12 protein-coding genes are annotated in these 12,718 nt (G+C 45.9%); 10 read left to right on the top strand and 2 right to left on the bottom strand.

The genetic code is table 11. The features are described 5' to 3' along the window. Nucleotides 1–17: 17 nt before the first annotated feature. Genes A3IE_RS21760 through A3IE_RS0100470 form a run of 5 tightly spaced genes read left to right on the top strand, consistent with a single transcriptional unit; the run spans nt 18 to nt 5,671 of the window. Entirely contained in the window at nt 18–1,970 is a 1,953-nt protein-coding gene (locus A3IE_RS21760) for a transglycosylase SLT domain-containing protein (RefSeq protein WP_020393603.1), read from the top strand. 21 nt (nt 1,971–1,991) lie between these two features. After that, nucleotides 1,992–3,005 carry a type II secretion system minor pseudopilin GspK gene (gene gspK, locus A3IE_RS0100485; protein WP_020393602.1) on the top strand — a complete coding sequence of 338 codons (1,014 nt, stop codon included), beginning with the start codon at nt 1,992–1,994 and terminating at the stop codon, nt 3,003–3,005. A 28-nt stretch (nt 3,006–3,033) separates the two neighbouring features. Beyond that, complete coding sequence (gspL, locus tag A3IE_RS0100480; RefSeq protein WP_020393601.1) at nt 3,034–4,227, top strand: type II secretion system protein GspL; 1,194 nt, start codon at nt 3,034–3,036, stop codon at nt 4,225–4,227. After that, nucleotides 4,224–4,703 carry a type II secretion system protein GspM gene (gene gspM, locus A3IE_RS0100475; RefSeq protein ID WP_020393600.1) on the top strand — a complete coding sequence of 160 codons (480 nt, stop codon included), beginning with the start codon at nt 4,224–4,226 and terminating at the stop codon, nt 4,701–4,703. Before gspL ends, gspM begins: the two co-directional genes overlap by 4 nt. Further along, on the top strand, nt 4,700–5,671 hold the full coding sequence (locus tag A3IE_RS0100470; protein WP_020393599.1) for a type II secretion system protein N: 972 nt from the start codon (nt 4,700–4,702) through the stop codon (nt 5,669–5,671). The genes gspM and A3IE_RS0100470 overlap by 4 nt, the downstream gene beginning before the upstream one ends. 5 nt (nt 5,672–5,676) lie before the next feature. Here A3IE_RS0100470 and glyS read toward each other — a convergent pair whose 3' ends face one another. After that, nucleotides 5,677–7,743, bottom strand: coding sequence for a glycine--tRNA ligase subunit beta (glyS, locus tag A3IE_RS0100465; RefSeq protein ID WP_020393598.1), 2,067 nt, complete (start codon nt 7,741–7,743; stop codon nt 5,677–5,679). Beyond that, the gene (gene glyQ / locus A3IE_RS0100460) at nt 7,743–8,657 is read right to left on the bottom strand and encodes a glycine--tRNA ligase subunit alpha (protein ID WP_020393597.1); all 915 of its coding nucleotides are present in this window, start codon (nt 8,655–8,657) and stop codon (nt 7,743–7,745) included. Before glyQ ends, glyS begins: the two co-directional genes overlap by 1 nt. Before the next feature lie 264 nt (nt 8,658–8,921). Here glyQ and A3IE_RS0100455 point away from each other — a divergent pair, with 264 nt between their 5' ends. The 5 genes from A3IE_RS0100455 to gpmI all read left to right on the top strand — a co-directional run bounded on the left by A3IE_RS0100455 (nt 8,922) and on the right by gpmI (nt 12,625). After that, nucleotides 8,922–9,257 (top strand): phosphoribosyl-ATP diphosphatase, encoded by a 336-nt coding sequence (locus A3IE_RS0100455; protein WP_020393596.1) that lies wholly within the window; start codon nt 8,922–8,924, stop codon nt 9,255–9,257. 123 nt (nt 9,258–9,380) lie between these two features. Continuing rightward, entirely contained in the window at nt 9,381–9,623 is a 243-nt protein-coding gene (gene tatA / locus A3IE_RS0100450) for a twin-arginine translocase TatA/TatE family subunit (protein WP_020393595.1), read from the top strand. Between the two features lie 19 nt (nt 9,624–9,642). Next, entirely contained in the window at nt 9,643–10,014 is a 372-nt protein-coding gene (gene tatB / locus A3IE_RS19515) for a Sec-independent protein translocase protein TatB (RefSeq protein ID WP_020393594.1), read from the top strand. Further along, nucleotides 10,011–11,090, top strand: a complete 1,080-nt coding sequence (gene tatC, locus A3IE_RS19510) for a twin-arginine translocase subunit TatC (protein ID WP_020393593.1) — start codon at nt 10,011–10,013, stop codon at nt 11,088–11,090. Before tatB ends, tatC begins: the two co-directional genes overlap by 4 nt. Next, complete coding sequence (gene gpmI / locus A3IE_RS0100435) at nt 11,087–12,625, top strand: 2,3-bisphosphoglycerate-independent phosphoglycerate mutase (protein ID WP_020393592.1); 1,539 nt, start codon at nt 11,087–11,089, stop codon at nt 12,623–12,625. Before tatC ends, gpmI begins: the two co-directional genes overlap by 4 nt. Nucleotides 12,626–12,718 lie beyond the last annotated feature (93 nt).

Below are 12,718 nucleotides of genomic sequence, written 5' to 3'. Positions count from 1 at the left end.
TAAAACCACTCTTGATTATGTTAAAAATTAATTCGCTTAACGTAAAAGCTTGGCTCTTAGCGTTATTGGCTTTGCCGTTATTATCGGGCTTTAATACCAATAATCTTGAAAGTCAGCGCCAACAATATCGTGCAGCGCAAGCCCAAATTGAGGCTGGCCAATTAGATGCAGCGCGCCAAACGATGATGGATCTGCGTACTTATCCCTTATATCCTTGGTTAGAGTATAGCATCCTGCTGAGAAATTTCCGTGAAACGCCAGATTCGAGTTTAAAGGCCTTTGTTGAGCGCTATCCTAATTCCTTAATGAGTGATGGGATTTATGCGCGCTGGGCGAATCGATTATCTGATTTCCGTGATTGGCATATGCTGCTGAAATATATTCCTGAGGATATTGATAATACGGCTATTCAATGTTATCGCGCAGAAGCCATGATTTCAACCCAAGCTTTGGAAAGTGGTATCGCTAAGGGTAAGCAAATTTGGCAAGGAGCTAAGCGCGGTTTGCCAAATGATTGTGGCGGTTTATTGGTTCAATTAATTGCGAATAATATTTTAAATGATGAAATATTGTGGGCGCGTGTTGGCGAATGGATTGATAATAATCGCTTAAGTGAGGCGCGTGATTTAGCAAAATATATTACTACACCTGATGCGGCTAGCTTAGTGGATCAATGGATAGAAACACGACGCAATCCTAGTAAATTGATTCCTGAATTATTAAAAAAATCAGAGTCGCCACAAATCCGCGCCATGATTGTCTCCGGTATCAAACAAGCAGCGGATAAGAAATTACAAACGGCTTTAGATCTTTGGGCAAGCGCTCAAAAAACTTTCAAATTTACGCCCGAAGAAAGTGGCGAAGTCGAAAGTAAACTGGGGATGTGGGAGGCGTGGCGCCATGATGATGCTGGCCTAAAACGTTTAAAAGCCTTAAAAGCTGAACATCGCAGTCCCGAAGGCAATATCGGTATGGCACGCCTAGCCTTGCGTTTGGGTGATTGGGATGCTGTCTTAAGCGCAGTGGAAGGTTTGGAAAAAGAGGATGACGATGAGGGCGAAAAAGAAGTTTGGCGCTATTGGAAGGCACGTGCCCTAGAGCAAAAAAATCAAGCAAGCTCGGCTAAACCGATTTATAAAGAACTTTCTCAAGATGCAACTTATTACGGCTTTTTAGCCGCAGATCGTTTAGGTGAGCATTATGAGCTGCTTAAACAAGCTCCACCGGATCGCAGTCAACGGATGCGTGGCATTAATAAACTTGCCGTTATCCAGCGCTGGCAAGAATGGATGGCGTTAGGGGAGCGCAGTCAAGCCCGCCGTGAATGGTTCCGCCTTCTACAGGCCATGGACAAAGTCGGTGTGCAAGCATTGGCAGAAACTGCGTTGCGAAATAATGATCCTAATTTAGCGATTTGGACACTCTCACGCACCAAGGATTGGAATAGTATAGATATTCGCTTTCCCTTACTTTACCAAAATTTAATTATGGAGCAGTCGCGCACTCATGGTATACAACCTGCGTGGATTTTAGGTGTGATGCGGCGTGAAAGTGCCTTTGATGAAAAAGCGCAGTCAGGTGTTAATGCATTAGGTCTCATGCAATTAATGCCGGGTACGGCACGCGAAGTGGCTAAGCGTTTGGGGATGCAGGTGATTGACAAAGAGGCGATCTTGGAGCCAACCAATAATATTCAATTGGGCAGTGCTTATTTGCGGCGTCTCTTGCAACAATTTGATGGTAATTATGCGCAGGCTACAGCGGCTTATAATGCGGGGCCTGGTCGTATTCCACAATGGAGACCCGATCAAACCCTCGAGGCAGATCGTTGGGTGGAAAGTATTCCATTTAAAGAAACACGCCAATATGTACGTGCTGTTATGGCTTATACCACTGTTTATGATTACAAATTAAATCCAAACGAAGCCCAGTCTTTATCTGAGCGGTTACAGCCCATTAAACCCAAATAATAAAGGAAGTCTATTAAAGCCATGGCCTTACCAGCCCGTTCATTTAAACGCCAGCGCGGTATAGCAATGATTATGGCTTTAATGCTCGCCGCAATTGCGGTGACCATTGTAACGGCTATTTATGTACAACAACGTTATAGCATTCGCTTAACGCATAATTTGCAGGATTTAGAGCAAGCTTATCAATACGCTCAGGCTGCTGAAGTTATGGCTAGTGTTTGGTTGAAACGAGACTTAAAAGAAAATCAAGAAGATTCGCGCCATGATAATTGGGCACAAGACTTAAAGCCTTTTGAAATTGATGATGATAATGGACAGGCAATTGGTGAAGTCACGATTAAGATAGAAGATTTGCAAGGCTATTTTAATGTGAATGATATTTATGCACCTAAAGAAAAAAAGCCGCATCCCATTATGCTAAAGGCATTCCAAAAGCTATTACAAACTTACGATCTACCCAGTTCTTTTGCTTTTAGTGTCTTAGATTGGATTGATCCTGATGATAAAACTTCGGATCCTGAGAGTGCAGAAAGCGATTATTATCTAATGCAAACCCCTGAATATCGAACGACCAATGAATTTATTCGTGAAGTAAGCGAGCTAGGTTTGTTGCGTATGGGTAATATAGAGGATGCTAAGGAAAAGAAGCAGGCTTTAACACGCCTTAATCCTTATATTATTAGTTTGCCAACACCGACTGCGATTAATATTAACACCGCTTTACCCGAGGTGTTAGAGGCTATTGGATTTACGAATGCTCAGAGCCAAGCAGTGATTGAACGCGCTAAAGCAGCGCCTATTAAAAATATAGCGGCCTTATCCAGTGCTGTTCCTGGGATTGAGGCTAATGCATTAAAAGTTTTGTCGACGCAGTCAAATTATTTTCGTTTAGCAGGCCAAGTTCGCTTGGGTAGAAGTCGTCTTTTTATAAATAGCGTATTATTTCGCTCTCCTGAGGGCGAGGTTCATGTCATAATGCGTAATTTTGATCGACCCATTAAAAAGAAAGAAAAGACCGACACGGTTTTAAACTAAATTTAACAACCTTAAAAACGCGCCATTCATGCTGATTCTTCGTTTACAACAACCCGATGATCAAGAGTTTGCCTATACCCTCTTAGGTGATAAAGCTTTGTTTAGCGACTGGGTCTATGGCACTTGGGTAGATGCAGTGCGTTTGGCGGGCAATCAAGCGGTTACACTCTTTATCCCGACGCGGGAAGTTTTACTCACTCACACAGGCTTGGCTACCACCAATATACGACAGATTCGTCAAGCCTTACCGTTTGCCTTAGAAGAAAATCTAGTGGGAGAATTGGAGCAGCAGCATTTTGTTTGGCAGGAAGCTAGCAATGGTGGTTTGGATGTCGCAGTGATCGACCATGAGCGTTTGGGTACTTGGATTGCGGCGCTCCGTCAGCACAAATTGCGCGTGCGAACGATTTTGCCTGACGTATTTATACTGCCTTGGAGTGACGGCCAACCGACTATTTGGCAGCGCAATGGCCAAGTTTGGGTGCGCACAGGTGCTCATAATGGCTTCAGTTGTCCCGCTGATGCTGCACCCATTTTAATTGACGGCCTATTTGAAGACGATGACACCGAGCGTTCTGCGCAAATCTATTCCGATGTGCCCAGTCAGTGGGCGAATGATCTCAAAGCAGTAGCTGAGCCTTATCCCCAGCGTTTAACTCGGCGGTATATGGAGGATGCACTCGGCCTGAATTTGCTGAAAGGTTATCAAGATAAAAGTGTTTCAGTGTTTCAAAACCATTGGAAACGGTGGCGACCGGTCGTGATTGCTGCAAGCTTAGTTTTAATGATTGGGGCTGGACTACAAGTGATGCAGACCTTGCAGCTAAAACGACAAGTGGATGCTTCTAATCAGCATAACCTCGCGTTATTTCATGAGTTATTTCCAGATATTCAAGGGGTAACAGCACAAGATATTCGTTCGCGCACCTTATCCGAAATGCAGAAACTGAATGAATCTAGTGCTAAACCGAACGGCAAAATTAGCCCTATGCCTTATCTCGCTTCGATTGGGAAAAGTTTTCAGCAAGATAATCGCCTAAAAATTACTGAACTACGCATTCGAAATAATAAAATTTCGCTTGCTTTTACAGCGCCAGACTTACAAATTGTGGATAAGCTACAACAAGATTTAAAACAAAATTTGGGTAAAGAGGTCGAAATTAAATCCAATCAAACCGGCAAAGAAGTCCGTGCACAATTTGAATTGGAGATGGCGTCGTGAAAGCTTGGTTTTTAAGTCTTACTGAGCGCGAGCGCTATTTATTAGTAGCCACCTTTGTTTTTTTATTCAGTGTTTTTTTATGGTTTGGTGTATGGCAACCCCTTACCAAATACCAGAAGCGCTTAAAAGCCGAGTTGGAGGATAATGCTAAGACCTTGGAAATTCTACAGGGCGCTCAGCAGCAATTAGCGAGTTATAAGCCAGTGGAAACCACCATGGTCGGTGATACTGGAACCAGTGTTCAATTGCTAATTTCGCCTTTATTACAGAATTATGGTTTAAATAACGAGAAAGCCAGCTCTGAGGCTAAGGGTACTAATGGTGTTACCTTAAAATTGCAAGAAGCTGATTTTGACAAAATGATTAGCTTATTGGGGGATTTAGAAAGCCAGCAAGGGATTTATATTACTGGCATGTCACTAATTCCAACCGAGACACCGGGTTTAACGGGCGCACAATTAAGCTTAGAACGATGAAAAAATCCATAGTTTGGACTTTAGCAGGAACGACCAGTTTTCTCGTATCGTTGGCGGTGATGGCGCCTTTACCCATCATTGCTCAGCAAATGATGCGTTGGAAACCAGAAATCCAGATGGCGGGCGTGAATGGTACGCTGTGGAAGGGTGAGATTCAGCAATTGTCTCTGCCTAGCACGCGAATTTCTGATCTTAGCTGGACTTTTAATCCCCGCCAATTATTGAGTGGCTATCTGGGCGCTGATTTACAAGCCACCGTACAACAGGCCAAGGTCACCGGCGCTTGTGGCGTGTCAATGATGACTCATGTTCAATGCAAGCCTTTAAACCTAACACTTGCTGCTAGAGATGTGAAATTACCGGCTTTGCAAGCCTTTGAACTGAATTTGGGTGGGGATTTACGCGCTACTTTAAATGAAGTGTTTTGGGATAGGAAAACGCTGCCTAGTGTTGAGGGTAAAGCGACGTGGGCGCAAGGTGAAATTACCAGCCCACAGGGTAAGTTAAGTTTAGAGGGCGACTATAACGCCATCCTTCAGCCTGCCAGCAAAGCGTCTGATGCGTTGGACATTAAACTTGAGTCGCGTGAAACCAAAGTTATTTTAGATGGTACGGTAACAGTTGCCAAAGATGGCGTTTATCAAACCAATCTCAGCTTAAAAGCGGCTTCAGGGACAGAACCTAGTGTGGCGCAAGGTCTGAGTATGTTAGAAATGGCGGGGATTGGTGCGGCACAACCGGATGGCAGTATTCGGATTAAGCAAGATGGCAAATTAGCACTAAATTTTTCATCTAGCCCGGAGACGGCAGTTGCCCAAATGCCCCAGACACCTGTAGCAGCAGAGCAGCTTTTAACGCAGGAGGTGCCAGCGCCTCAAGTGCCACCACCGCAATCGACAGGGAAACCCCAACAGCCTTCACCTCAGCGAGCTACTACACAAAATAATAGCTCGACAGCGGGTTGGTAGTCGTTTTACAAGACCGACAAATCAGCAACGCGCAGGAATAAGCTGCGCAAATTATTGAGTAGCGCCAAGCGATTCTGTTTAAGTGCTGGATCATCAGTCATGACCATCACTTGATCAAAGAATGTATCGACTGGTACACGCAATTCAGCTAATGACGCTAACGCTTGTTCATAACTGCCTGCTGCGAATAGGGGTTCGACTTTCGCTTGTTGAACTTGAATCGCTTCGGCTAAGGCTTGCTCGGCGCTTTCCTGTAGCAGGCTTGGATTGACCACTGCCGGTAAACTGCCTTCAAACTTCTTCAGAATATTGCTACTACGTTTATTCGCAGCGGCAAGGCTTTCAGCTTCTGGCCATTGGCGAAATGCAGTAACTGCCTTCACACGCTTATCAAAATCTAAGGGCTGAGTCGGACGTAAAGCAGCGACCGCTTCAACCAACTGCCCATCAATGCCTTGATCTTGATAATAAGCACGCAGACGCTCCAGAATATAATCTAGCGCTTCTTGCATATCTGGTTTTTCGCCAAGTTGAGCGCGTAGATGATTAGCCGCGTTATCCAATAAATCTGCCAAATCAAGCGGCAATTTTAACTCGATTAATAAGCGCAAGACGCCTACCGCAGCACGACGCAAACCAAAAGGGTCTTTTGTTCCGCTTGGTTTTTGGCCGATGGCGAAAATACCGGCCAAGGTATCTAAGCGCTCTGCTAAGGCTAGAATTTGACCCACTTGGGTTTTCGGTAACGCATCACCAGCTTGGCGTGGTAAATACTGCTCCTCTAAGGCCTGTGCGACTTCGGCGGGCTCTTGATCATGCTCAGCATAATAACGTCCCATTGTGCCTTGCAAATCGGTGAACTCAAACACCATGTGTGTTACTAAGTCACATTTGCCTAATTCGGCTGCGCGTATCGCCAAATGCTTGGGTGCACCCAATTGCTCGGCGATATAACCAGACAACAGCGCCACACGATAAGACTTGTCTAAGAGTGAGCCTAGTTTTTGTTGGAATACGACGCTTGCTAATTTATCACGACGTGACGCAAGCGTTTGTTTTTTGTCCTGCTCCCAGAAGAAAGCCGCATCGCTGAAGCGCGGACGGATAACCCGTTCATTACCTTCAACAACTTTGCGTGGATCGCGGCTTTCAATATTACTAATCGTAATGAAACGCGGCATCAATTTGCCATTCGCATCGGTTAAACCAAAGTATTTTTGATCGCCCTGCATGGTATGAATTAAGGCTTCTTGCGGTACGCTGAGGAATTTTTCTTCAAAATGCCCTGCGACGGGGACAGGCCATTCGACCAAGGCTGTAACTTCATCTAATAGCGCTTCCGGCATAATCGCTTTGCCCCCTAACTGAGCGGATAAGCTATTAACGCCTTCACGAATTTTTTCACGACGCGCTGAAAAATCGGCTAAAACGTAAGCGGCTTTCAATTGTTCAGCATAACTACAGGGGGAATTGATGCTAATCGCATCGGGTGCGTGGAAGCGATGCCCTCGCGTCTCACGTCCGGTTTTAATGCCCAAAAGCTCTGCATTAATTACGGTATTGCCAGCCAACATGACAAGCCAATGTACAGGGCGCACGAATTCTGCCGTACCACTCCCCCAGCGCATCCGCTTAGGAATCGGTAAGTTGGCGAGTGAGCGATCAACGATACTAGGTAATAAATCAGCGGTACGTTGACCTGCTTGTGTTTGGCGGAAAACCAACCAAGCCGCTTTATCAGTTTCTAGTTTTTCTAAAGCTGAGAACGCTACACCACAAGAGGCAGCAAACCCTTGTGCCGCTTTGCTGGGATTACCGTCTTTATCATAAGCGGCTTGTAAAGCAGGGCCGCGCTTTTCAATATGCTGATCTGGTTGTTGAATGGGTACATTTTTTAACCAAACCGCCAAGCGGCGTGGTGCTGCATAAGGCACCACTTCACTGGCTTTTAAACCGGCCTCGTGTAAGCCACTGACCAAGCCTTCGGTAAACGCATCTGACAGTTTTTTCAGGGCTTTCGGCGGTAATTCTTCCGTGCCAATTTCAACTAAAAAATCCATGGTGGTGCTCATTATGCGGCCTCCTGTGCAGTTTGTAACATCGGGAAACCCAGCTGCTCACGTGTTTTGTAATAACCTTCTGCAACAGCACGCGCCAACGTACGCACGCGCAAAATATAACGTTGGCGTTCGGTCACTGAAATGGCCTTACGCGCATCCAAAAGATTAAAAGTGTGAGAGGCTTTAAGCATTTGCTCATAAGCAGGTAAAGGCAAACCGATTTCACTCATGCGTTGACTTTCGCGTTCAGCCACATTGAATTGATGGAATAAAGCCTCGGTATCCGCGTGTTCGAAGTTGTAAGTGGACTGTTCTACTTCGTTTTGGTGATACACATCACCATAAGTCACGACACCTTGGGGGCCTTTGGTCCAGACTAAATCATAAACATTGGTTACGTTCTGCATATACATCGCCAAACGTTCTAACCCATAGGTGATTTCGCCACTCACAGGACGACAATCCAAACCGCCTACTTGTTGGAAATACGTGAATTGTGTCACTTCCATCCCATTTAACCAGATTTCCCAACCCAAGCCCCAAGCCCCTAGCGTTGGTGACTCCCAATTATCCTCAACAAAGCGAATATCATTCACCAAAGGATCAAAACCGAGTGCTTTCAAGGAGCCGAGATATAAGTCTTGGAAATTGGGCGGCGATGGCTTGAGCAAAACTTGGTATTGATAATAGTGTTGTAAGCGATTTGGATTTTCGCCATAACGACCATCGGTGGGGCGACGCGACGGTTGCACATAGGCAGCCCGCCAAGGCTCAGGGCCAACCGCACGTAAGAAAGTGGCGGGATGGAAAGTGCCTGCGCCCATTTCCATATCGTAAGGTTGCATCAGCACGCAGCCCTGCTCAGCCCAATACGCATGGAGGGTTTGGATCATGCCCTGAAAGGTCGATAAATCGTAGTTTGTCATGATTAGTTCTGTAATGGTGACAAGAAGCGGCGATTATACTGCACATTGCTTAGACAGGCAGCACGGGATGATAGAGAACTTGGGAAAAGAGGATAAATGGCATGATAATCCGCCTATCTCGCTTGGCGTCGTATTTTGAGAGTATTTTGCCCTTGATTTAGACCTTGAAGCTTGTCATGACAGCAATTTTGCTCAATAACCGTGTGTGCTTTCTACACAGTGCTTTGTTATGCTTAATGCCCTTTTAATCGGCTGAGTGCTGTCATGAATACGATTGACACAACCCAAATTCTTCACCAACTCGCGCAGGTACTTGAGGAGCGTAAACAAGCCGAACCGGATAGTTCTTATGTTGCCAAGCTTTATGCCAAAGGTTTAGATGCAATTTTGAAAAAAGTCGGCGAAGAAGCGACCGAAACGGTAATGGCAGCGAAAGATGGTGATAAAGAGAAAATCGTTTATGAAGTTGCCGATTTGTGGTTTCACAGTATGGTATTACTGGCTCAGCAAAATTTGCATCCAGATGCCGTTTTAAACGAATTAGCGCGCCGTTTTGGTTTATCCGGTTTGGTGGAAAAAGCCAATCGTAAGGACTCATAAGCAGTTTGTTTTACTTTAGGTGTTGCTCAATAAAACATTGCATTCTTAAATGTCACTAGGCACATGCAGGATCTTGGCGCATAATTTCCAAAGTTTTGTCTGACCCAGTTTGAGGGATTGATAATGATTTTAGGTTTTGGTACGGCTTTTAGCCCCATGTCATTAGTGTTGATTTTGGTAATTGTTATCTTATTATTCGGCACTAAACGGCTACGCAGTATGGGCAGTGACTTAGGCGATGCCCTGAAAAGCTTCAAAAAAGCCGTTAAGGACGAAGAAACGCCAGCCGCTAGCACCCAACAAGTCACGCAAGACGAGAAAGGTCGCGTGATTGATGTTGAAGTGAAACAGAAAGACAACGTCTAAGCCTTAGGAGGCAGGGCTTATGTTCGAAGCCAGTTTCCTAGAAATGTTAGTCGTTGCCGTGGTAGCGCTTGTGGTGGTTGGCCCTGAGCGTTTGCCTGGTCTTGCCGCTAAAGCAGGGCGTATGCTGGGTAAACTACGTGCATTTGTGGCGACGACGCGTAGTGACATTGAACGCGAATTGCAGGCGACTGAGTTACGTGATTTGTTATCTAAGCAAGAACATGAATTGCGTGATCTGCGCAATATGATGTATGCGAAAGCGGATAGCCTACAACAAGACATTCGTGCTACCAGCCAAACGGCTGAAACCAGTTTTCGTAGTGCTGCGGACAGTGCCAAAGCAGCGCTAAACGCTGATGCGAGTACCAAGGATAATTCGCCCTCCCCATGAGCAAAAATCCCCCTCAAGCCGCACAGGAACAAGGCTTTCTGTCGCATTTAGTGGAATTACGTGACTGTTTATTGCGTATTGTCTTGGCGGTCGGCATCGTATTTCTGGTTCTAATGCCATTTGCACAGAAATTATATGCCTTGCTGGCTAACCCTCTAACACGCTATATACCGGAACAAATTTCTACGGGCATCGTTAATACTTTTTTAGTGCCCTATAAATTGGCGCTATTACTGGCCTTTGTGTTGGCCTTGCCTTATGTGTTGTACCAGTTATGGCGTTTTGTTGCGCCCGGCCTGTATCAACACGAAAAACGCCTTGCCATTCCCATGTTGGTGTCGGCGGTTTTATTATTCTATCTTGGGATGGCCTTCGCCTATTTCATTGTCTTACCGATGATGTTCAGCGTTTTGCCCGCTTTTGCACCGACCAATGTGACGGTAATGCCAGATATTGCCGATTATCTTGATTTTGTCATGATGATGTTTTTGGCGTTTGGTTTTTGCTTTGAAATGCCAATTGCTACTATTTTATTAATCAACAGTGGCATGGTCTCACGCGAAGATTTAGTCAAATCACGCCCTTATGTCATTGTTGCGGCCTTTGTTGTGGGCATGTTGCTGACCCCGCCAGATGTCTTATCCCAAGTCATGCTAGCCATTCCCATGTGGTTTTTATTTGAAGTTGGCTTGGTAGCGAGTAAGTTTTTTGACAAGCGTATAAAAGAGTCGGCTGTGCAAAAACAAGAAATGGAAGCGGCGGACCGTGCGGCTCAAGATACCGAATACGCGGCTGAGCGTGCAAGTAGCACCACGGCTGCCTCATTACGTGCAGGCGATGATGTCGAAAGTCCGCTGGCTTGGGAGGATGAGCGCTATAGTTTTCGCGAAACGGAAAACCATCCACCTGAACCCAAACAAGCCGAGCCAGATTATCGGCCTTTGACACCTGAAGAAATGGACGCAGAAATGGAGCGTATTGATGCAGAACAAGCTGCCGTGGATGAGCAAGCCCGTTTAGCAGCGCAAACGCCGGACAAGCGCTCCACTACGACTGATACGGATAAAACACCATGAGCCAAGTTACTTTACCGCCACGCCGCAAGGTTTTATTGATCATTCTTGACGGCTTCGGTGTTAATCCTAGTAAACGTTATAACGCGGTTTATGAAGCGGATACACCCAACTTAGATCGCTATTTCGGTAGCTATGCGCATACCACCTTGCAAGCCTCAGGGCGTGCGGTGGGCTTGCCTGATGGTCAAATGGGTAATTCTGAGGTTGGCCATATGACTTTGGGGTGCGGCGCGATTTTTAAACAAGATTTAGTGCGCATCGATGATGCAGCCGCTGATGGTAGTTTAGCGAAAAATGCTATTTTCCAAGCTGCACTCGCCAAAGCAAAAGCGGCGAATCGTCCTTTGCATCTAATCGGTTTAGTATCTGATGGCGGTGTGCATAGTCATATCAACCATTTGGAAGCATTAATCGCGGCGACCGCCCAAGCAGGAGTAAAACCTGTCGTTCATGCGATTACCGATGGACGTGACACTGCGCCACGTTGTGCATCACCCTTCTTGGCCCGCGTTGATGAAGCTTTACAAGGGACTGGCGGGCAAATTGCAACCGTGTGCGGCCGATTCTATGCGATGGATCGCGATAAGCGTTGGGAGCGTACTAAGATGGCTTGGGATGCTTATGTGCATAAAATAGGTAAGCCGGCTGCAAATGCGATGGCAGCCGTAGCGGATGCTTATGCGCATGATGAAGGTGATGAGTTTATTAGTCCGCGCATTATGCCTAATGCAGAGCGCATGTTAGCCGATGATCAGGTGTTATTTTTTAACTTCCGCAATGATCGTCCGCGCCAAATGTCTGAAGCACTAGCGCTGGCTGATTTTAATGGGTTTGACCGTGGCGATTACTGTTTAGTCAATCTTACGACCATGACGTTGTATGACAAAAAATATGGTGTGCCTGTGATGTTCGAACCTGAGCGCCCCACCACGAATCTCGCACAGGTGATTAGCGACGCAGGTCTCAAGCAATTCCACTGTTCGGAAACCGAAAAGTATGCGCATGTCACCTTCTTTTTCAATAGCGGAATTGAGAAACCTTATCTGGGGGAAGATCGCTTGGTGATTGACTCACCGCGTGTTGAAACCTATGACTTGAAGCCCGAAATGAGCGCGCCCGAGGTGGCTGATGCTGTTATTGCCCAATTGAATAAAAACGAATATGGGTTCGTCGTCGTCAATTTTGCTAATGGTGATATGGTTGGTCATACTGCGGTGCCAAGTGCAGTCATTCGTGCAGTGGAAGCGTTGGATCACGAAGTCGGGCGCGTCTTAGACGCAGCCGTGGTAAATGATTACTCCGTGCTATTAACAGCGGATCATGGCAATTGTGACGAATATATTGATCCATTAACTGGTGAGCCAAATACCCAACATACCGTTTACCCTGTACCTTGCTTGGTCATGGATCAACAGCACTGGCGTTTGTCCACCAGTGGTGGCTTGAGTAATATTGCCCCCACTGTGTTACAACTGATGGGCTTGAAAAAACCAGCCGCAATGACGGGCACCAGCTTATTATTGGAAGCGCTTTAACCAACATTTTTTAGATTGGCACAAATTTTTCAGGCGTTTGTCTGCTCGAAGCCTAGACTTATGCGTATAATCTAGCGCTTTTAGGGTTAGGAA

The sequence above is a fragment of the Thiolinea disciformis DSM 14473 genome, assembly GCF_000371925.1.
Taxonomy (GTDB): Bacteria; Pseudomonadota; Gammaproteobacteria; order Thiotrichales; family Thiotrichaceae; genus Thiolinea; species Thiolinea disciformis.
This window is presented reverse-complemented; position numbering and strand designations above follow the sequence as displayed.

What these genes read in the sequence shown, in the direction of transcription:
- A3IE_RS21760 (WP_020393603.1), top strand. Translation starts at nt 18, where the DNA reads ATGTTAAAAATTAATTCGCTTAACGTAAAAGCTTGGCTCTTAGCGTTA.
- gspK (WP_020393602.1), top strand. Translation starts at nt 1,992, where the DNA reads ATGGCCTTACCAGCCCGTTCATTTAAACGCCAGCGCGGTATAGCAATG.
- gspL (WP_020393601.1), top strand. Translation starts at nt 3,034, where the DNA reads ATGCTGATTCTTCGTTTACAACAACCCGATGATCAAGAGTTTGCCTAT.
- A3IE_RS0100470 (WP_020393599.1), top strand. Translation starts at nt 4,700, where the DNA reads ATGAAAAAATCCATAGTTTGGACTTTAGCAGGAACGACCAGTTTTCTC.
- glyS (WP_020393598.1), bottom strand. Translation starts at nt 7,743, where the DNA reads ATGAGCACCACCATGGATTTTTTAGTTGAAATTGGCACGGAAGAATTA.
- glyQ (WP_020393597.1), bottom strand. Translation starts at nt 8,657, where the DNA reads ATGACAAACTACGATTTATCGACCTTTCAGGGCATGATCCAAACCCTC.
- A3IE_RS0100455 (WP_020393596.1), top strand. Translation starts at nt 8,922, where the DNA reads ATGAATACGATTGACACAACCCAAATTCTTCACCAACTCGCGCAGGTA.
- tatA (WP_020393595.1), top strand. Translation starts at nt 9,381, where the DNA reads ATGATTTTAGGTTTTGGTACGGCTTTTAGCCCCATGTCATTAGTGTTG.
- tatB (WP_020393594.1), top strand. Translation starts at nt 9,643, where the DNA reads ATGTTCGAAGCCAGTTTCCTAGAAATGTTAGTCGTTGCCGTGGTAGCG.
- tatC (WP_020393593.1), top strand. Translation starts at nt 10,011, where the DNA reads ATGAGCAAAAATCCCCCTCAAGCCGCACAGGAACAAGGCTTTCTGTCG.
- gpmI (WP_020393592.1), top strand. Translation starts at nt 11,087, where the DNA reads ATGAGCCAAGTTACTTTACCGCCACGCCGCAAGGTTTTATTGATCATT.